The sequence below is a fragment of the Bradyrhizobium zhanjiangense genome, from assembly GCF_004114935.1.
Taxonomy (GTDB): Bacteria; Pseudomonadota; Alphaproteobacteria; order Rhizobiales; family Xanthobacteraceae; genus Bradyrhizobium; species Bradyrhizobium zhanjiangense.
The window spans coordinates 1674396-1693207 of sequence record NZ_CP022221.1 but is presented as its reverse complement, the minus strand read 5'-3'; the positions used below and the strand labels follow the sequence as shown (position 1 = coordinate 1693207).

The window sequence follows — 18812 nt, the reverse complement described above, 5'->3', positions numbered from 1 at the left end:
ACGGGGAGAGGGTTGGGGTGAGGGGCAGCCACAGGCGAAGGTGCAAGCGGAGAGAGCCCCTCACCCGGATTGCTGCGCAATCCGGCCTCTCCCCGTAAGAACGGGGAGAGGCGAAAAAGAAACTCACGCTGCCTTGGCCAGCTGCGCCTTGGTCTCGGCAAAGGCCCAATCGATCCACTGCGTCAAGAGCTCGACGTCCTTGGCCTCGACAGTGGCGCCGCACCAGATGCGCAGGCCGGCCGGCGCGTCGCGGTAATAAGCGAAGTCGAAGCCGGCGCCTTCCTTCTCGACCAGCGCGACCAGCTTCTTGGAGAAGTCGGCCTGCGCGTCCTCGGAGAGCGAGGTAATCGCGGGATCGGTGAACTTCAGGCACACCGAGGTGTTGGAGCGGATCGAAGGATCCTTCGCCAGGAAGTCGATCCACGGCGTCTTCGCCTTCCAGTCGGCGAGCACCTTGGTGTTGGCGTCGGCACGCGCGATCAGCGCCTTGAGGCCGCCGATCGACTTGGCCCAGTTCAGCGCATCGAGATAATCCTCGACGCAGAGCATCGAGGGCGTGTTGATGGTCTCGCCGACGAAGATGCCTTCGTTGATCTTGCCGCCCTTGGTCATGCGGAAAATCTTCGGCAGCGGCCAGGCCGGCTTGTAGGTCTCAAGCCGTTCCACCGCGCGGGGCGAGAGGATCAGCATGCCGTGCGCGGCCTCGCCGCCGAGCGCCTTCTGCCAGGAGAAGGTGACGACGTCGAGTTTTGCGAAATCGAGCGGCTGCGCGAAAGCGGCCGAGGTCGCGTCGCAGATCGTGAGCCCTTCGCGGTTGGCGCTGATCCAGTCCGCATTCGGCACGCGCACGCCGGAGGTGGTGCCGTTCCAGGTGAAGACGACGTCGCTCTTGGGATCCACCTTGGAGAGGTCGGGGATCTCACCATAGGCTGCGTTCAGCTTGGTGACGTCCTTGAGCTTCAATTCCTTCACGATGTCGCTGACCCAGCCTTCGCCGAAGGATTCCCAGGCGAGCGTGGTGACGGGCCGCGCACCGAGCAGCGACCACAGCGCCATCTCGACCGCGCCGGTATCGGAGGCCGGCACGATGCCGATGCGGTAATCGGCGGGGACCTCGAGCACTTCGCGCGTCAGATCGATCGCGAGCTTGAGCTTGGCCTTGCCGATCTTCGCGCGATGCGAGCGACCGAGGGCTGCGTCCTTGAGATTTTGGGCGTTCCAGCCGGGGCGCTTGGCGCAGGGGCCGGAGGAGAAGTGCGGCACGTTCGGCCGCGAAGCGGGCTTCGCTACAGTCATCATCTACCCTTCCAGATAGTAAGCCTCCCGTTGGGGGGAGGTGTCCCGCCGCGGCTGATACGGGAATCGGGAAGGGCAGTCAAGGAAGTTCCGGCGTCTCACGGGGGAGTGAAGGCGCCTCTGGCGCGATACCAGGGGATTCGACGGCAGCGAGCGCATTCAGCAAGTCCGTGGCCTCGCTGATCAATTGCGCGGCTTTGCGGCGGCTGCCGACCTTCAAAATGCATTTGTTATTGACCTGCACGACGTAGTCGTTGCCGACCTTGATCATCGAATAGCTTGTCATCGAAATCCCCGAACCGACCGAGCTCGGTGTCTGACGCTGCCGTAGCACCGTTCGTTCTTGTACAAACATGAACGACGGTCAGGTAGTTTATCAGCTCTTAAGATGAACGAATGCGCGATCCGGATGTGCTGATCGCGCAAGGCCCGCGGCTAGAGCCACTTTCGTTACAATAGAATCAGAACAGGGCTCCAGAATCTCGTCTTGACGCGTTTTCTTTACGCGAACCGGTATCCACTTCGTTTGAAACGCTCTTGCTGCCTCAAAAGCGGACAGTCATGCCCACATGGCTCGCAGCGAATCCGAGCCGCGTATAGAAGCGCTGCGCGTCGACGCGCGTCTGATGCGTCAGCAGCTCGACCAGATGGCAGCCGCGCGCTTTCGCTTCCGCGATCGCCCATTGCACCAAACGCTCGCCGATGCCGCGGCTGCGACAATCGGAAGCAACGCGGACGTCTTCGAGCAGGCCGCGCACGCCGCCTTGCGAGCTGATGCCGGGCAGGATCGCGAGTTGCAGGCAGCCGACCACCCTGCCCTCGCTCTCGGCGACCACAAGCGTCAGATTCGGATCGCGCTCGACCCGCGCGAATGCCTCGTCATAGGCGGCGGGCAGCGGATCCTCGACGCGCTCACGCCCGCGTCCGAGATGATCATCGGCGAGCATCGCCACGATCGCGGCGACATCGTCGCGGCGCGCGCGGCGAATGGAAATGGCCTCAGTGTTCATTCGCGTTACTCCAGGCTCAGCGCGCCGGCGCAAGGCCGAGAAAGGCCTCGGCCTCGCCGATCCAGCGACGGACGGCCGCATGGCGAGCGAGATCGAAGCCGCCCTCATGCGCAACGCGGGTATAGGCGAGCAGCGAGACATCCGCGAGCGAAACCGCCTCACCAGTGAAGAAGCGGCTGACCGAAAGATGCTGCTCCATGCGGTCGAGCGCCGCATAGCCGCGCTTGACCTTCTCGGGGTCGAGCTCGGATGCCTTCCTGCCGAGATAGACCAGGAGGAAGCGGCACACCGCGATATAGGGCTCGTGGCTGTACTGCTCCCAGAACAGCCATTCGTCCATCTTGGCGGCAATGAAGGCGTCGCGCGGAACGAGCGCGCTGTCGCGGGCGAGATAGCGGATGATGGCATTGGATTGCGCCAGCGTGCGGCCGTCGTCGAACGCGACGGTCGGCACCTGACCGGCGCCGTTCATCTTCAGGAATTGCGGCGTGCGGGTCTCGCCCTTGCGTGTGTCGATTTCAATCCACTGGTAGGGCAGCGCGAGCTTGTCGCAGACCCACTTCACCTTGAGACAATTGCCGGAATTGCTATCGCCGTAGATCTGCATCGCCGCCGCCCTGCTTTTGAGCGACAGAGCATCAGGACGGACGGGAGCTGTCAACCGCGGCGTAGCCGAAGCACGTCAGATGTGACCGCGTCAGAACTTGTAGCCGAGGCCGGCGCGGACGGTGTTGATGCTGGTGTCGACCTGGGAGGTGAAGCGGATGTATTCGTACTCCGCACGCATGAACAATCCGCCGACCAGGTTGACGTCGATACCGAGACCGGCGGTGTAGCCGTAGATCAGGTGATTGTGCTGGGCATCGGTCGAGCTCAACGGCGCGAGCGGCGTGTAGGTCCCCAACTGGGTCGCGCTCACGCGATCCTGCACGTAGGCAGTGCGCACAATGTCCGCATTACCGAGCGCGAGACCGGCAAACATGTAGGGCAGGAAGCATCCCCATGCGTAAGCGGCGCGGCCGCGGAACGTTCCGATGTCGCTGATGCTGATCGAAGATGTGGACGTCGCCGTGACATCATGGAAATTGCCGTCCGCCAGTGCAGTGGCGCTGACGCGCCTTTCGCTGGCCGACGACATTCCTCCGAACTTGCCGTGCAGCCAGCTCACTTCGAGCCCCATCACGACGTCGTCCCACTGCGCGTTGTAGCCGACGAAGGCGCCGTAACCGGTCGTGCGCTGCGAGGCCTTGCCCAGTCCGAGATTCCACTGGGACACGCCCATCGAGCTCTCGATCAACGTATCCGCCAACAATGCAGCCATCATGTTGCTGGTCGAGCCGTTGAAGTTCTCGTCGGACGAGCCATAACCGGCCTGCGCTCCGATATACGAGCCCTGCCAGTTGACTGTGGAGGTGCTCAGACCGTCGGTGAAGCTGCCGCGCAGGATCGGCAGGTCCGGCATGTCGGCCGCGTGCGCGGCAGACACCGTCCCCAACATCGCTGCCGCCACCATCAGCCTACGCATCGCAACGCTCCATCGGACTCGAACTGTTGCGATGATCATCGCCTGTTAACCTTAACCAATGGTTGCGTTCGCCACGTTCGTCGCTGCCGCGCCATGAAAAATCCGCAAAGCAAAACGGCGCGAGATGATCCCGCGCCGTTAAAAGACCTTAAGCGATGAGGCTCGATCAGCCCTTGGTAACGAGCGGCGGCGCGTAGACCGGCGGGCTGCTGAGATCCCAGCGCACGCCGAACTTCAGGTCATGCGAGGTGATGTCCTTGAACTGCATGGTGCGGCCGCGGTTGACGCCGTCGAAGGAGGTGAGCGTACCAGTGACCGCGTCTCCGAGGTCCACGTAGCGATAGGCCAGTTCGAGCGTGAGGCTCGGATTGACCTTGTAGGCGAGACCGGCATGCGCCGCCCACGCGAAGTTCCATTGCGAGGCGTTGGACGCAAACGCAGCACCCCCGAGCGGCGTGTTGATGTCCTGGAAGTTCGAAATGGTGTTGCGCGAAGCACCAACGCCGGCACCGATGAACGGTGTCACACACCACCAGGTACCGAGATCGACGTAGGCGTTGGCGAGGATCAGCCACTCTGACTTGCTGCCATGATATTCGTCGGTAAAGGCCGGAACGCCGTTGAAATTGATGACCTGGAGACCGTGCAGGTTTGCGCTGCTGCGATATTCACCGGTCACGTCGGCACGGAACCAGTTGTTGAACTTGTAGCCGGCACCGAGGCCGAAGATGCCGGCCGAGTCGAAGCCGAGCCCCTGCGTCGAGGCAATGCTGATGCCGGGATCGATGAAGCTCGGGTTGAGCTGCTTCACCTTCTGATTGCTGATGCCGATGTCGCCGCGGAGATACCAGCCACCAAAATCGGCAGGCGGAGCCGGCGGCGCGTACATCGGAGGCGGAGCTGCGATCGGCATATCAGCGGCGAACGCCATCGACGAGATCAGGGTTGCCGCACCCGCGGCAAGGAGAGACTTAACGCTACGCATTTGGCTTCGTCCTTATGGCCGGTGAGGCAAAAATGCAGACGCCCCACGTTCTGGAAACTCACGACCCGGACGATGGCAGCAAATGTTTAAGCGCCACTTAACCCTAATTTTTAAGGTTGATTTTTTCTCACCGCACACGCGCGCGTCGCGCCAGCGTTGCAAGAACGCCGCGCCAGATGCGACGACGTCGCCGCAATTCCTAACGATGTGTGAAGCCGCAACGCGGCGAGAGAGGATGCGTTAACGCGCGTGCCGCGGCAGCCTGGGCAGGAATCGCGATCTTGCGGCCAAATCGGTCGCCCAAGGGACCACCGAGAAACGCACCGACGGCGTTGGCCGCGAGCAAGATGAAGAGATAGATCTGCGCAGCTTGTCTTACCCGCTCCGCGAGTCCGGAATCATAGGGTGGGCAAAGGCGCACTTGCGCCGTGCCCACCATCAATCCAACACTGCAAATGAAACGGTGGGCACGCTTCCGCCTTCGCTCTTCGAGCTACGGCGGACAAGTCGCTTTGCCCACCCTACGTCACTGCGGGAGAAGGAAGACCTTACGCCGCCGCTTGGCCGAGCGCGGAGACGATGGTGTCGACGACGTCCTCGACCAGGATACGGTCCTCGCCCTCGCCCATGACGCGGATCACCGGTTCGGTGCCGGAGGATCGGATCAGGAGGCGGCCGCAGCCGTTGAGGCGTTTCTCGCCGTCGGAGATCGCCGACTTGACGTCGGAATCGTCGAGCGGCTTGCCGCCCTTGTGACGGACGTTCTTCAGGATCTGCGGCAGCGGATCGAAGCGGTGGCAGACTTCGGACACCGGACGGCGCAGCTTCTGCACCACCGCCAGCACCTGCAAGGCCGCAACGAAGCCGTCGCCGGTGGTGGCGTAGTCGGACAGGATGATGTGGCCGGACTGCTCGCCGCCGAGATTGTAGCCGCCGTTCAGCATCTGCTCGAGCACGTAGCGGTCGCCGACCGGCGTGCGGACGAGATCGAGCCCCTGCCCGTTCAGGAAACGCTCGAGGCCGAGATTGGACATCACGGTCGCGACGATGCCCGGCCGCGACAGCCGGCCGTCTTCCTTCCAGCTCTGCGCGATCACCGCGAGCAGCTGGTCACCGTCGACGAGATGACCGCGCTCGTCGACCAGGATGACGCGATCGGCGTCACCGTCGAGCGCGATGCCGATGTCGGCGCGCATCTCGCGCACCTTCTTCGACAGCGCTTCCGGCGAGGTCGAGCCGCATTCCTTGTTGATGTTGAAGCCGTCGGGCTCGACGCCGATCGGAACGACGTCGGCACCCAATTCCCACAGCGCTTCCGGCACCACCTTGTAGGCGGCGCCGTTGGCGCAATCGATCACGACGCGCAAACCATCCAGCGACAGATCGCGCGGCAGCGTGCGCTTGGCGAATTCGATGTAGCGGTCATGCACGCCGTCGATGCGGCGGGCGCGGCCCAAGCTCGCGCTCTGCGCGAGCCTCTTGTCGAGGGATTCGTCGAGCAGCTGCTCGATCTGCCGCTCGACGTCGTCGGAGAGCTTGAAGCCCTGCGGGCCGAACAGCTTGATGCCGTTGTCCTCGAACAGATTGTGCGAAGCCGAGATCATCACGCCGAGATCGGCGCGCATCGACTTGGTCAGCATCGCGACCGCCGGTGTCGGCATCGGGCCGACCAGCAGCACGTCCATGCCGACCGAGGTGAAGCCAGCGACCATCGCATATTCGATCATGTAGCCGGACAGGCGGGTGTCCTTACCGATCACAACCCGATGGCGGTGGTCGCCGCGTTGAAACGCAAGGCCCGCGGCCTGGCCGACCTTGAGCGCGAGCTCCGGCGTGATCAGTCCGTTGGCGCGGCCCCGAATCCCGTCCGTCCCGAAATATTTGCGGCTCATATCGTCCCCCAGGCAACAATCAGGGGTCCCCTCGACAACCACGGGCTGCCCGAAAAGGCCCCGCATCCCTGATTTGCTGAGCTCTTATAAAACCATCGCGGCTAACTTGGCTTCAAAAAATATGATGAATCATTACGGAACCGGGCCCGCCGCGTGCCCGATAACATATTGTTAACACTATATTTCCCTGCAGGGAAGCCGGAACGGGATGGAACCCGGCCCTAGCCGGTGCGCTTCACATGGCCGTCGCCGCGGCTCGGCGGTGGCTGGGTGACATTGACAGGATCGGAGGCCGGAAAGGTCTCTTCCAGGCCCTCTTCCAGCGCTTCCTCGAGGTCGCGCTTCTCCTTGATCTCTTCCGGCGAAGGTGCGGCGTGCGGCCTCGTCATGGCGCCCTCCTCTCAAACGATTTGGCTGTGCATCTAACCATGCTAGATGACCCCGAAATCATCCGATGCAAGACGGGCCGGGGAAACGATCATGAAGCACATCACCTGTATCGACGATCTTCGCGCGCTGCATAAGCGCCGCGTGCCGAAGGCGTTCTTCGACTATTGCGACCGCGGCTCCTATGCCGAGGAGACGCTGCGCGCCAACCGCGAGGACATGCAGGCGATCAAGTTCCGCCAGCGCATCCTGGTCGACGTCTCCAAGCGCGACACCTCGACCACGATCCTCGGCGAGCCCTCGACCATGCCGCTGATCCTGGCGCCTGTCGGCTTGCTCGGCATGCAGCATGGCGACGGCGAGATCCATGCCTGCCGCGCCGCGCAGGCCGCCGGTATCCCGTTCACGCAATCGACTATGTCGATCTGCTCGATCGAGGATATCGCCGCGAGTGTCGAGAAGCCGTTCTGGTTCCAGCTCTACGTCATGAAGGACCGCGGCTTCATCAAGGATCTGATCCAGCGCGCCATCGCGGCCAAGTGCAGCGCGCTGGTGCTCACCGTCGACCTGCAGGTGATCGGCCAACGCCACGCCGACATCAAGAACGGCATGACGGTGCCACCGGAATGGTCGCTATCGAAGCTTCTGGATTTCGCCAGCAAGCCGGCCTGGGTCTCAGGCGTGCTGCAAGGCAAGCGCCGCACCTTCGGCAACATCGCCGGCCACGTGAAGAACACCGAGGATCTCAACCGCCTCGCCGAATGGACCGCATCGCAGTTCGACACCTCCTTGAACTGGAAGGACGTCGAGTGGGTCCGCAGCATCTGGCCGGGCAAGCTCGTCATCAAGGGCATCCTCGACGTCGAGGACGCCGAGGAAGCCGCTAAGACCGGCGCGCAGGCCCTCGTCGTCTCCAACCATGGCGGCCGGCAGCTCGACGGCGCGCCGTCCTCGATCGAGGTGCTGCCCGAGATCGCGGACGCGGTCGGCGACAAGATGGAGATCATGTTCGACGGCGGCATCCGCTCCGGCCAGGACGTGATGCGCGCGCTCGCGCTCGGCGCAAAATCCTGCATGATCGGCCGCGCCTACGCCTATGGCTTAGGGGCCGGCGGCCAGGCCGGCGTCGCCAAGGCGATCGACATCATCCAGAAAGAGCTGCTCACCACCATGGGCCTGTGCGGCGTCAACAGGATCGACGAGATCGACGATCACATCATTGCGGTGTGAGGCGAAACCGTCGCGTCAAACATAGCCGTCGTCCCGGACAAGCGCGCCCTAAGCGCGCGCCGATCCGGGCCCCATAGCCACAGGCGGACGTGGCTACGGGGACTCGGAGTTACCTCCTTCGCGCAACAACTTGACCCTGTGGTTATGGGTCCCGGATCTGCGCTAACGCTTGTCCGGGACGACAGCGGTGTCTGTCGCGGTAGTTGCGCAATATATCCCGCGCCTCACATCGGCGGCGTGACGCCGTCGCGGCCGACGCCGACGCGATTGGTCTCGAAAGAGCCGTCCGGCAATTGCTTCGTGAACGCGATGATCTTGGCCCCGGCTTTGAGCTCGGACTTCTCGCCCGGCACATAAGTGACCACCGGGGTGTTGTCGGCGACGAACACCTTCTTCTCGCCGTCCTTGTACTTGACCAGCAGCGTGTGGCCGTCATTGCCGACCACACTCTCGGCGACCGTCGCATTGGTCATGCTGGAATTGGGCTTGAGATCCCAGGGCCGCGAGCCCTCCCCGGTGCCGCGCATGCTCTCCGGAAACACGTGGATCTCGACCGCATTCTGGCCGCCGTTCGGCCCAGGCACGGTGGTTGCGCCGATGAACGAACCCGGCTTGATGTCGGCGAGTGAAATCTTGGTGATGCCTGCGACGTTCACGTCAGAGGCGATGTGAAGCTTGACGTCTTCGCCGCTGCGCGACTTGACCTGCATGGTGTCGCCATTGACGCTCTCGATCGTGCCGCGCACGCGCGTCGGCACCGGCGCTTTCTGGGCGAAGATACAGTAGGTCGAGAGGGCCACCATTGCGACGGCGAGAAGTGGACGTGTGAAAGTTGCACGTTGAACAGACATGACGGTCTCCGGTTATCCCCACGGAGGGAGAACTCCGGAACAGCCGCGCTATTCTCTCAAGTCTTTGTGAGATCGGCCTCGACCAGCGCGCGCAGCTCGGCGGTGACCTCAGGCCGCTGGCCGAACCACAGCTCGAAGCCGCGCACCGCCTGGTGCAGCAGCATGCCGAGCCCGTCGGCGGTCTTAAGGCCGCGCGCTTTTGCTGCCGCAAGCAGCGGCGTCACCAGCGGGACATAAACGAGATCGGCGACCACGGCGGCCTGCGGCAGGCGCGCAACATCGACGTCGAGTGAAGGCTGGCCATGCATGCCGAGCGAGGTCGTGTTCACGAGAAGTTTTGCACGCGGCAGAACGTCGTTGATCGCATCCCATGCAACGGGGTGCACGTTCGGCCCGAACTGTCTTGCCAGCGTCTCCGCCCGCGCGATGGTGCGATTGGCGAGATGGATGCGCTTGATGCCCCGCTCGCGCAGCCCGAACACGACGGCGCGCGAGGAGCCGCCGGCCCCGAGCACCAGCGCCTCCTCAGCCGTATCCCAGCCGGGCGCGCTGGCGTCGAGATTGCCGATGAAGCCTTCGACGTCGGTGTTGGTCGCGTGCAGCTCGCCGTCTTCGAACCACAGCGTATTGGCCGCGCCGACGGCCGTTGCCCGCGCATCGGGTTTCGACAGCGCCAGCACGCCCTCCTTGTGCGGGATGGTGACGTTGGCACCGACGAAGCCGCGCAGCGACAGCCGCAGCACGAAGTCGCGCAGATCCTCGGGCGGAACCGCCTCGATGACGTAGCCGCCCTCGATCCCGAGCGTGCGCAGCCAGTAATGATGAATCAGCGGCGAGCGCGAATGCGCCGCCGGCCATCCGATCAGACAAGCGGCGGGAGCCCTGGTCACGTCATCCTTCCCTCAAGCGATGTGGAAGGCGATCCATTTCGCGTCCCGAAGGCTCTGTCAAGCGCACGAGCGCCGCATCGCCACGGCGCCGTCAGCTCGCGGCAACCTCATCGGCCTCGGGCTGCGTTGCGCGGCCCTTGATATCGGCAATCGCTCGCTCGAGGCTCTGGCGATACCGCGCGCGGGGCGGCGTCACGCCATGGGTGAGCAGCGCGCGACGAACCGCCGGCGATGCCCCCGTGATGAACAGCCTGATGCCCTGGCGATGGGCCTTGGCGGCGACGCGCCCGAGCACGTTCGCCGCGGTGGAGTCCAGGAACGGCACCGCGGCGAAATCGACCACGAAGGCCTTGCGCTGGTCGGCGACGCCGTCGAGCACGCCTCCAATCGCAGAGGCGGCGCCGAAGAAGAACGCACCGGTGATGCGATAGACCAGCACGTCGCGGTCGACCGCAAGCGCGGAATCGTAGGGAACGCGCGCACCGTTGCTGTCATCGGGGCGATCGGGGACCACCAGCGGCGTACGCTCCTCGATGCCCGTCATCTCCGCCATGCGATGGATGAACAGCACCGCGCCGAGCGCGAAGCCGACCAGAATGCCTTCGGTCAGATCGCGGAAGATCGTGAGCAGGAAGGTTGCGAGCAGCACGACGGCATCGCCCCATGACGAGCGCAGCAGCGTCGCGAATTCCTGCTTCTCCGCCATGGTCCAAGCCACCACGACGAGCACGGAGGCGAGCGCTGCGAGCGGAATGTAGCTTGCGAGCGGCGCCGCGATCAGCATGAACAGCAGCAGGAAGACCGAATGCAGCATGCCCGCGAGCGGGCCGCGCGCACCGGCGCGGATGTTGGTCGCGGTGCGCGCAATCAGGCCGGTAACGCAGATGCCGCCGAACAGCGCCGAGCCGATATTGGCGACGCCTTGCGCCACCAGCTCGCAATTGGAGCGATGACGGCGTCCGGTCATGCCGTCGGCCACCACGGCCGACAACAACGATTCGATGGCCGCCAGCAGCGCAAATGCAATCGCGTCCGGCAGCACGGCCTTTGCCTTCTCCAGCGAGAACGCGGGCAGCGCCGGCGAGGGCAGCTCGCGCGGAATGCCGCCGAAGCGCGAGCCGATGGTCTCGACCGGCAGCGACAGCACGGCGCTCGCGACCGCCGCGAGCGCAACCGCGATCAGGATGCCGGGCCAGGACGGCCGCCAGCGCCGCAAGGCGGCGATGATGACGATGCTGCCGATCGCGACCACGACGGCCGATGGATTGATGGTGTTGAGGCCTCCGGCGAGCGCAACGAGCTTGGGAACGAATTCGCTGGGCTCTTTCCCGGCCAGCGTGATCCCGCCGAGATCGCGGAGCTGGCTCGCAAAAATGATGACGGCGATGCCGGCGGTGAAGCCGACGGTCACAGGATAGGGAATGAACTTGATGTAGGTGCCGACCCGCAACAGGCCTGCGGCGACCAGGAACAGCCCCGCCATCATGGTGGCGAGGATCACGCCGTCGACGCCGTGCCGCTCGGCCGTCACCGCAACCAGGACGATAAAGGCGCCCGCGGGTCCGCCGATCTGGAAACGGCTGCCGCCGAGTAGGGACACGATGAAGCCGCCGACGACGGCGGTGTAGAGGCCGCGGTCCGGTGTCACGCCCGAGGCGATCGCGATCGCCATCGACAGCGGCAGTGCCACGATCGCGACGGTGAGGCCGGCGAAGACGTCGGCGCGAAAGTCCGCGACGCCGTACCCCTCACGCCAAATGGTGACGAGCTTTGGCAAATACAATTCGACAAAGGTCGGCCGGCGAAGCTGATGCAGTTGGCCCGCTTGATCGCTTGTGATGCTCATGCCCACGATGCTCCGAAGCATCGTGCGTCCCGTGTTGCCGAGGTGCGACGATGCGCTATCCCATTCCTGATCCCGAGCATGATCAACGCCCGATCATGCCCCCACCCGCCGCGGCGGCCCCGGCTCCTTGAGGCGAACGCCGCGCCCGCCAATGTCGCTGCGCGCCTGCTCGCCGATCAGCTCGACGCCGGCCCGATCGAACGCCTCGACCACCTTGATCAGGGTCTCGACCACGCCGCGAACATTGCCGGTGCTGGCTTCCATCCGCTGGATGGTCGGCAGCGAAACGCCGGCGAGCTCGGCCAGGGTTTTCTGGTCAATGCCGAGCAGCGCCCGCGCTGCCCGCATCTGGAACGACGTGATCACCGTGGCCTCACGTATCAGAGCGTATAAATGATATCTAAGACATATACAATGATATAAAATACATCATTTATGGCTGGGCGCAAGGCCTGTATCGACTGCCCCATCTGCCTCCGTCGTCATTGCGAGGAGCTCTTGCGACGAAGCAATCCAGACTATCTCCGCAGAGACATTCTGGATTGCTTCCGCCTTCGCCAAAGGCTTCGGCGGACAAGTCGCTGCGCTCGCAATGACGGAGGTTGGGCGCGGGTTCGGCTCAATGAAATGCCGCATCCGCGGAGGCAGCCACTCACCCCTCCCTCTCCCCGTGAAGAACGGGGAGAGGGAGTGAGAGGCCGGTTGCCTCACTCACAGATCACGCCGCGTGCTGGTGGGCGGCGATGATCTGGTCGGCGGCGCGGCCGGTCACTTCGGCCATGTGGTCGAACTGGCGGGTGAAGCTGCCGGCGCCGGCGGTGGCCGAGCGCAGTTCGACGATGAGCTCGCCGATCTCGGCTTCCGGCATCATGGCGCGGACGCAGTCCCAGCCGCTCCAGCCGTCGCGCGTGTCGAAGCCGAGGATCTGGCCACGCCGCGCCGACAGGATCGCGTTGATCTTGGCGGTGGCGTCGGTCGGGCAGACGATCTCGACCATGTGGATCGGCTCGAGCAACACCGGCTGACATTGCGGCAGGCCCTCGTTGAGCCCGACCCGCGCCGCCGTGCGGAAGGCGAGGTCCGACGAGTCGACGCTGTGATAGGAGCCGTCGGTCAGCGTCACCTCCACGTCGGTGACGGGGAAACCGAGCGGGCCGCGCGCCAGCCCGTCGACGACGCCTTCCTCCACCGCCGGGATGTAATTGCGCGGCACCGCGCCACCGACCACCTTCTCGGCGAACTTGAAGCCGTCGCCGCGCGGCAGCGGCCTGATGTCGAGCACGACATCGCCGAACTGGCCGTGACCGCCGGACTGCTTCTTGTGACGCCCGCGCTGGGTGATCGGCTTGCGGATGGTCTCCTGATAGCCGATCGCGGGCGGATGCGAGGTGATCTTAACGCCGAAGCGGTCGCGCAGCCGCTCGCCGGCGACGCGCAGATGCATCTCGCCCTGGCCCCACAGCACGGTGTCATGGGTCTTGGCGTTCTGCACCACGACCAGCGAGGGATCCTCCTCGTGCAGCCGGGCCATCGCCTGGCCGAGCTTCACGTCGTCCTTGCGATCTGTGGCCGCGATCGAGATCGCGAGCACCGGCGGCGTCGGCTCCACGGCGACGAGCGCAGCCGGCGGCGTCTTGCCGCTCGAGACGGTGTCGCCGGTCTTTACGGGATCGAGCTTGGCGAGCGCCACGGTGTCGCCGGCTTCGGCCGAGGCACGCTTGGTGTCGTAGGCGCCGTTGACGGCGAGGATACCGGAGATGCGCCCCGTGCCACCGGCTGAGGATTGCAGCGTCGCACCATCGTCGAGATGGCCGGCGAGCAGCCGCGTCAGCGACAGCTTGCCGCCGTGCTGCGAATGCAGCGTCTTGAAGACGTAGCCGAGCGCATCCTTGGTGTCGGGAACGCCGAGACGTTTTGCGGTCTCCGCAACGCCGGGCGCCTCGTGGCGCAGCGCTTTCATCAGACGCAGCACGCCGTTTTCGCGCGCGGCGGCGCCCAGCAGCACCGGACAGATCAGCCCTTCGCGCAATTCGCGGGCAAGGTCGTCGAACACGGCATCGCGCGGCGGCTGGATGTCTTCGAGCAGCTGCTCCATCAGCGCATCGTCGTGATCGGCGAGCTTCTCCAGCATCGAGAAGCGAGCCTCCTTCTCGCGGTCGAGATTGCCGCCTTCGAGCGCGATCACCTCGGAGGCCTTGTGCTCGCGATAGATGAAGGCGCGCTCCAGCGCGAGATCGACGAAGCCCTCGATCAGCTCGCCGTTCCAGATCGGAATCTGGCGCAGCACCAGCGGCACGCACGAGGCGGGCTGCAGCATTGCGAGCGTCTCGCGGATCCGCTCGCTGGCGCGGTCGATCTTGTTGAGGAACAGGAAACGCGGGATCTTCAGCTCCTCCAGCTCGCGCAGGATGATCTGAAGCTGCGGCAGCTTCTTCTCGTCGGCCTCGCAGACCACGACCGCGGCATCGACCGCGGGCAACACGGCGCGCATGTCGTGGGCGAATTCGACGGAACCGGGACAGTCGAGGAAGGTGTAGCTGTCGCCCATGAAACTCGTGGTGGCGGCAGTCAGCCCGACGGTCATCTTGTGATCACGGGCCTCTGGCGTGGCGTCGCCGACGGAAGTTCCGGCATCGACGCTGCCGGCGCGCGGGATCGCACCCGTTCGCGCCAGGATTGCTTCGAGAAGTGTGGTTTTACCGCTTTGGAATGGGCCCACCAGCGCAATGCACCGTGGACCTCGGGGACTTCTGACGTCTTGTCCCATTCGCCGCCTCCTTCTTGTGGAGCTCGGCCCATGATTGGGTCGGCAAACGCAGATGCTCTGCCCGTCCCCAAGATTTGGCAAGCATCAAACGTCGCTGCGGTGCGTCGTCGGTACTCACCTCTCCCGGAGGGAGAGGTGAGTCTCGTAGCTGGCTCAGTCAATTAGAATTGACGGCGGCTCAACGCCCTGGACGAAGTTCCAGGCTCTCCAGACCCGCGGCGACGTTGAGGCCGACCTGGCCCTGCACGCTGAGCGGCTGGAGCGCGATTGAATTGTTGGAGCCGCCGACCAGCACGTTGCCACCAAGCCCGACGCCGACCGAGGCGCTGCCCTGCGCGCCAGCGTAATTGCCGGAGAGATCACCGGGGCCGAGCCGGTCGACCGGCGCGAACACGCCCCAGGCGAGCGCCGTCTCCTGGGTGATGCCGATGTCGAGGCCGACTTTGCGGATCGTCGCGACGTAGCGGTCGTCGGGCAGGCCGTCGGCGCGCAGCACGCAGCCGAGATGGGTCACCGATCCCACGATGAAGCCGACGCTGGCGCCGCCGCGGCATTCGAGCACGCCGATCCGCGTCATCCGTTGCTGCGCGCTGGCAGCAGCGACGGAGACAACGAGGCTTGCGGCGGTGAGCCCGGCGAGGAGGAACGAACGGCGCATGAAACGTCTCCGGCGATGAATGGGATGCGAGCAGGAAGGACGCGGCACACGCCGCGCGATCGTCTATGCCACAAGAGTCTTGGCGGTGCCAGATCGGACATATCTGGAATCGAATTCGCGGAGAGAGGCCCCTCACCCCACCCTCTCCCCGTAAGAACGGGGCGAGGGAGTGCGCGAGCCTGCGCTCCTCACGATGCGAGAAGAATTAGAGTGCGCAATCGGACGCGACTTAACCTCTCCCCGCCCTTCTGCGGGGAGAGGTCGGATCGCGCAAGCGATCCGGGTGAGGGGCATGGCAAGATGCCGACCAGAACAAAGGACCGTCCGACTCCGCTTATCGAAACACAACAAAAAAGGCCCGCACGAAGCGGGCCTTTTCAATTTGCACTGTCGCGACAGGCTTACCGCAGATTGCCGCAGAAGCGCTGGATGCGCTTGCAGGCGTCTTCGAGGTCGGAGGTCTTGGTCGCATAGGAGATGCGGAACGCAGGTCCGAGGCCGAAGGCCGAGCCCTGCACCACGGCGACGCCTTCGGTCTCCAGGAGCTCGGTGACGAACGTCTCGTCATTATCGATCACCTTGCCCGACGGCGCGGTCTTGCCGATCGTGCCGGCGCAGGACGGATAGACGTAGAACGCGCCTTCGGGCCGCGGGCACTCGATGCCCTTGGCCTGGTTGAGCATGGAGACGACGAGATCGCGGCGCTCCTTGAACACCTTGTTGTTGGCGGGGATGAAGTCCTGCGGACCGTTCAGCGCTTCGACCGCCGCCCATTGCGCAATCGACGACGGGTTCGAGGTCGACTGCGACTGGATGGTCGACATCGCCTTGATCAGCTGCGCCGGGCCACCGGCATAGCCGATGCGCCAGCCGGTCATGCAATAGGCCTTCGACACGCCGTTCACGGTGAGCGTGCGGTCGTAGAGTTTCGGCTCGACCTGCGCGACGGTGGTGAACTGGAAGTCGTCATAGACGAGATGCTCGTACATATCGTCGGTCATCACCCAAACATGGGGATGCCTGAGCAGCACGTCGGTGAGCGCCTTCAGTTCGGACTTGGTGTAGGCAGCTCCCGTCGGATTCGACGGCGAGCACAGGATCACCCATTTGGTCTTCGGCGTGATCGCGCGCTCCAGCGCCTCGGCCTGGAGCTTGAAGCCGGTCGCGGCGGTGCAGACCACCGGCACCGGCTCGCCGCCGGCAAGCGCCACCATTTCAGGATAGCTGACCCAATAGGGCGCGGGAATGATCACCTCGTCGCCCGGATTGATGGTCGCCATCAGCGCGTTGTAGAGCACTTGCTTGCCGCCGGTGCCGACGATGATCTGGTTCGGCTTGTAGGCGACGCCGTTCTCGCGCTGAAACTTGCCGATGATGGCTTCCTTCAGCTCGGGGATGCCGTCGACCGCGGTGTACTTGGTCTTGCCGGCCTCGATGGCGCGGATCGCCGCCAGCTTGATGTTGGCGGGCGTGTCGAAGTCGGGCTCGCCGGCACCTAAGCCGATGACGTTGCGGCCCGCCGCTTTCAGCGCGCGTGCTTTATCCGTGACCGCGATGGTCGCGGACGGCTTCACACGGTCGAGCGCAGCGGCAAGGAAGGACATCGTCATCTCCTGACAAGCGTCGTGAAGCCCTCGGCCTCACGACTCTGATTGTGGGAATGAGCCACCCTAAAACGTGAGCCGCTGCACCGCAAGAAACTTCGGCCCGATCCGGCAAAAGTTTGCGGATTTCCCGCGTTTCGAGGCGCGATTGACCGCAATGTTCCGCAACTTTGCCGGCCAAATTCCTCATATCCGGCAAGGCTTGTCCTCGGAGCAATTGATAGCCGGGTCCCGGGCATCGGAAGCGATGGCGTCCTTCGGTCGGCTATGCCCGGCCATGACAACGCGGAAGCACTAGCGCCCTAAACCCGATGCATACGGTCGTCCGCGGACTTCACGATTGCGCGGAGCAACGCATTGGTGTGCTGACGCAAGCGTGATCTCGGTTGCACGGTCGCGCGGAAATGATCTTCCGTGGCGTTGCAGTGCGGTAGGGTTTTCGAGTTTTTCTATGGGCCGGCTCTTGCGGCGGATTCGCATCGGCATCATTGTCTAGCCGCGCTGCAGGGCAGCCAGCGCCGCGCCTTCCCATCCTCGGAAACGAACTCCCAGAATGTACAAGCTCTATTCGATGCAGCGCTCCGGCAACAGCTACAAGGTCCGCCTTGCGCTGGCGCTGCTCAACGTGCCCTATGAGGCCATCGAGATCGACATTCTGCGCGGCGAGAGCCGCACGCCGGACTTTCTGTCGAAGAACCCGTCCGGCCAGGTGCCGCTGCTCGAGGTCGGGAACGACCGCTATCTCGCCGAGTCCAACGCCATCCTCTGGTACGTTGCCGTCGGCACGCCGCTCGCGCCGGAGAACCGCATCGACCGCGCCGAGGCGCTGCAGTGGATGTTCTTCGAGCAGCACGCGCTCGAACCCAACATCGGCGCGGCCTATTTCTGGCTGTCGCTGGTCAAGGGCGGCCGCGATCTGCAGACCCATTCGCTGGAGGATTGGATGGAGCGCGGCTATGGCGCGCTCCAGGTGATGGAGAACCACCTCAAGACCAACGCCTATTTCGCCGCCCGCCAGCTCACGGTCGCCGATATCGCGCTCTATGGCTACACCCATCTCGCCGACCGCTGCGACTTCGATCTTTCGACTTTCCCAGCGGTCCGGGACTGGCTGAAGCGCGTGGAAGCTGCGCCCGGCTTCGTGACGATGGACTGGCGCCCGGCCGACATCGACGACCCCGCCAGCATTGCCGCGGGCGCCTGACAGGCCTGCCCCCCGCTCCGGCAAATAGTGGGCATAAGGACCGCCCTTGCCGCAATGTCGCCGCTTTCGGCGCGACAGCCGCCGCAATATTGCCGGTTGAAACTGGGAAATTGTGGAAAGTCGCGGGTGATTCGCTCGCGTGTTGAGGGATTTAGACCCATGATTCGGGCGTCCGGCACGGCAGGCTTTCAGGGCCAATCCGCCACCGTCGCGTCTTCCCGGCTGACCAACGCGGTCGCGGCCTCGCTCGCCGTCGCCGCACTCTCGCTGTGCCTGATCGTCACTCTGACGGTGATGTCGACCAAGGCGACCATGGCGATGGGCCTGCCGATCTGATTCCCGTTTCATCCTGGACCAGCCTTCAAGGCGCCGTGCGGCCCGCGCCGACCGGCATTGCGACAGGACGTCGATGAAGTCACCTGTGGTAGTCGTTGCGATCACTCTGACTGCGGCCATCCTGGTCGCGGCATCGCTGTTGATTTTCACCGGCATGCGCAAGAGCTCGGGCAGCTCGACGCTGAATGCGCCCGCGCTGCAACAGCGCCTCAGGCACGCGCACTTGGTCTAAAATCATCCGAAAGATTTGCGCTCCGCCGCAAGCGCCCATTAAGCGCATCGCGCGAAATCGCATCGCATCGGCGCAACTATCCGTCAGTGTTGCGGTCTT

General features: G+C 64.4%; 19 protein-coding genes. 4 read left to right on the top strand and 15 right to left on the bottom strand.

The annotated features are described in order from the left end of the window. Positions 1-123: 123 nt before the first annotated feature. The 8 genes from XH85_RS08110 to XH85_RS44790 form a co-directional block, all read right to left on the bottom strand. A complete protein-coding gene (locus tag XH85_RS08110) occupies positions 124-1296 on the bottom strand; it encodes a phosphoserine transaminase (RefSeq protein WP_128937149.1) in 1173 nt (390 codons plus the stop codon). A gap of 79 nt (positions 1297-1375) precedes the next feature. After that, complete coding sequence (locus XH85_RS08105; RefSeq protein WP_128931472.1) at positions 1376-1582, bottom strand: hypothetical protein; 207 nt, start codon at positions 1580-1582, stop codon at positions 1376-1378. Between the two features lie 259 nt (positions 1583-1841). Continuing rightward, the gene (locus XH85_RS08100) at positions 1842-2306 is read right to left on the bottom strand and encodes a GNAT family N-acetyltransferase (RefSeq protein WP_128931471.1); all 465 of its coding nucleotides are present in this window, start codon (positions 2304-2306) and stop codon (positions 1842-1844) included. A 16-nt stretch (positions 2307-2322) separates the two neighbouring features. Then, positions 2323-2913, bottom strand: a complete 591-nt coding sequence (locus XH85_RS08095; RefSeq protein ID WP_128931470.1) for a glutathione S-transferase family protein — start codon at positions 2911-2913, stop codon at positions 2323-2325. A gap of 90 nt (positions 2914-3003) precedes the next feature. Next, on the bottom strand, positions 3004-3831 hold the full coding sequence (locus tag XH85_RS08090; protein WP_206734831.1) for an outer membrane protein: 828 nt from the start codon (positions 3829-3831) through the stop codon (positions 3004-3006). A gap of 166 nt (positions 3832-3997) precedes the next feature. Next, positions 3998-4816 carry an outer membrane protein gene (locus tag XH85_RS08085; protein WP_128931469.1) on the bottom strand — a complete coding sequence of 273 codons (819 nt, stop codon included), beginning with the start codon at positions 4814-4816 and terminating at the stop codon, positions 3998-4000. 548 nt (positions 4817-5364) lie between these two features. Further along, complete coding sequence (glmM, locus tag XH85_RS08075; RefSeq protein WP_091886618.1) at positions 5365-6708, bottom strand: phosphoglucosamine mutase; 1344 nt, start codon at positions 6706-6708, stop codon at positions 5365-5367. Between the two features lie 221 nt (positions 6709-6929). Then, complete coding sequence (locus XH85_RS44790; protein ID WP_164939789.1) at positions 6930-7097, bottom strand: hypothetical protein; 168 nt, start codon at positions 7095-7097, stop codon at positions 6930-6932. A 91-nt stretch (positions 7098-7188) separates the two neighbouring features. On the opposite strand from XH85_RS44790, the gene XH85_RS08070 reads away from it, so the two are divergent. Then, complete coding sequence (locus XH85_RS08070) at positions 7189-8325, top strand: alpha-hydroxy acid oxidase (RefSeq protein ID WP_128931467.1); 1137 nt, start codon at positions 7189-7191, stop codon at positions 8323-8325. Between the two features lie 224 nt (positions 8326-8549). On the opposite strand, the gene XH85_RS08060 is transcribed toward XH85_RS08070, so the two are convergent. From XH85_RS08060 to XH85_RS08030, 7 genes are all read right to left on the bottom strand, one after another. Then, positions 8550-9176: a hypothetical protein gene (locus XH85_RS08060; RefSeq protein WP_128931466.1), complete on the bottom strand. Its 627-nt coding sequence runs from the start codon at positions 9174-9176 to the stop codon at positions 8550-8552. 56 nt (positions 9177-9232) lie between these two features. Further along, complete coding sequence (locus XH85_RS08055) at positions 9233-10066, bottom strand: shikimate dehydrogenase (RefSeq protein WP_128931465.1); 834 nt, start codon at positions 10064-10066, stop codon at positions 9233-9235. Positions 10067-10157: 91 nt separating this feature from the next. Then, a complete protein-coding gene (locus XH85_RS08050; RefSeq protein ID WP_128931464.1) occupies positions 10158-11912 on the bottom strand; it encodes a SulP family inorganic anion transporter in 1755 nt (584 codons plus the stop codon). Between the two features lie 93 nt (positions 11913-12005). Continuing rightward, positions 12006-12278, bottom strand: a complete 273-nt coding sequence (locus tag XH85_RS08045; RefSeq protein ID WP_091886630.1) for a helix-turn-helix domain-containing protein — start codon at positions 12276-12278, stop codon at positions 12006-12008. Between the two features lie 352 nt (positions 12279-12630). After that, a complete protein-coding gene (locus tag XH85_RS08040) occupies positions 12631-14679 on the bottom strand; it encodes an elongation factor G (RefSeq protein WP_128931463.1) in 2049 nt (682 codons plus the stop codon). Between the two features lie 178 nt (positions 14680-14857). Further along, positions 14858-15337, bottom strand: coding sequence for a DUF992 domain-containing protein (locus XH85_RS08035; protein ID WP_128931462.1), 480 nt, complete (start codon positions 15335-15337; stop codon positions 14858-14860). Between the two features lie 401 nt (positions 15338-15738). Continuing rightward, positions 15739-16941 carry a pyridoxal phosphate-dependent aminotransferase gene (locus XH85_RS08030; protein WP_091887068.1) on the bottom strand — a complete coding sequence of 401 codons (1203 nt, stop codon included), beginning with the start codon at positions 16939-16941 and terminating at the stop codon, positions 15739-15741. 553 nt (positions 16942-17494) lie between these two features. Between XH85_RS08030 and XH85_RS08020 the strand changes: the two genes are divergently transcribed. From XH85_RS08020 to XH85_RS08015, 3 genes are all read left to right on the top strand, one after another. Next, complete coding sequence (locus XH85_RS08020) at positions 17495-18145, top strand: glutathione S-transferase family protein (protein WP_128931461.1); 651 nt, start codon at positions 17495-17497, stop codon at positions 18143-18145. Between the two features lie 159 nt (positions 18146-18304). After that, positions 18305-18481 (top strand): hypothetical protein, encoded by a 177-nt coding sequence (locus tag XH85_RS44785; RefSeq protein WP_164934664.1) that lies wholly within the window; start codon positions 18305-18307, stop codon positions 18479-18481. A 73-nt stretch (positions 18482-18554) separates the two neighbouring features. Next, the gene (locus tag XH85_RS08015; protein WP_091886648.1) at positions 18555-18713 is read left to right on the top strand and encodes a hypothetical protein; all 159 of its coding nucleotides are present in this window, start codon (positions 18555-18557) and stop codon (positions 18711-18713) included. Positions 18714-18812 lie beyond the last annotated feature (99 nt).

Excerpts from the sequence above, each read along its gene's own strand:
- XH85_RS08090 (WP_206734831.1), bottom strand. The coding sequence starts at position 3,831 with ATGCGTAGGCTGATGGTGGCGGCAGCGATGTTGGGGACGGTGTCTGCC.
- XH85_RS08110 (WP_128937149.1), bottom strand. The coding sequence starts at position 1,296 with ATGACTGTAGCGAAGCCCGCTTCGCGGCCGAACGTGCCGCACTTCTCC.
- XH85_RS08035 (WP_128931462.1), bottom strand. The coding sequence starts at position 15,337 with ATGCGCCGTTCGTTCCTCCTCGCCGGGCTCACCGCCGCAAGCCTCGTT.
- XH85_RS08050 (WP_128931464.1), bottom strand. The coding sequence starts at position 11,912 with ATGAGCATCACAAGCGATCAAGCGGGCCAACTGCATCAGCTTCGCCGG.
- XH85_RS44785 (WP_164934664.1), top strand. The coding sequence starts at position 18,305 with ATGATTCGGGCGTCCGGCACGGCAGGCTTTCAGGGCCAATCCGCCACC.
- XH85_RS08105 (WP_128931472.1), bottom strand. The coding sequence starts at position 1,582 with ATGACAAGCTATTCGATGATCAAGGTCGGCAACGACTACGTCGTGCAG.
- XH85_RS08070 (WP_128931467.1), top strand. The coding sequence starts at position 7,189 with ATGAAGCACATCACCTGTATCGACGATCTTCGCGCGCTGCATAAGCGC.
- XH85_RS08095 (WP_128931470.1), bottom strand. The coding sequence starts at position 2,913 with ATGCAGATCTACGGCGATAGCAATTCCGGCAATTGTCTCAAGGTGAAG.
- XH85_RS08015 (WP_091886648.1), top strand. The coding sequence starts at position 18,555 with ATGAAGTCACCTGTGGTAGTCGTTGCGATCACTCTGACTGCGGCCATC.
- XH85_RS08085 (WP_128931469.1), bottom strand. The coding sequence starts at position 4,816 with ATGCGTAGCGTTAAGTCTCTCCTTGCCGCGGGTGCGGCAACCCTGATC.
- XH85_RS08040 (WP_128931463.1), bottom strand. The coding sequence starts at position 14,679 with ATGGGACAAGACGTCAGAAGTCCCCGAGGTCCACGGTGCATTGCGCTG.
- XH85_RS08030 (WP_091887068.1), bottom strand. The coding sequence starts at position 16,941 with ATGTCCTTCCTTGCCGCTGCGCTCGACCGTGTGAAGCCGTCCGCGACC.
- XH85_RS08020 (WP_128931461.1), top strand. The coding sequence starts at position 17,495 with ATGTACAAGCTCTATTCGATGCAGCGCTCCGGCAACAGCTACAAGGTC.
- XH85_RS08060 (WP_128931466.1), bottom strand. The coding sequence starts at position 9,176 with ATGTCTGTTCAACGTGCAACTTTCACACGTCCACTTCTCGCCGTCGCA.
- XH85_RS08100 (WP_128931471.1), bottom strand. The coding sequence starts at position 2,306 with ATGAACACTGAGGCCATTTCCATTCGCCGCGCGCGCCGCGACGATGTC.
- XH85_RS44790 (WP_164939789.1), bottom strand. The coding sequence starts at position 7,097 with ATGACGAGGCCGCACGCCGCACCTTCGCCGGAAGAGATCAAGGAGAAG.
- glmM (WP_091886618.1), bottom strand. The coding sequence starts at position 6,708 with ATGAGCCGCAAATATTTCGGGACGGACGGGATTCGGGGCCGCGCCAAC.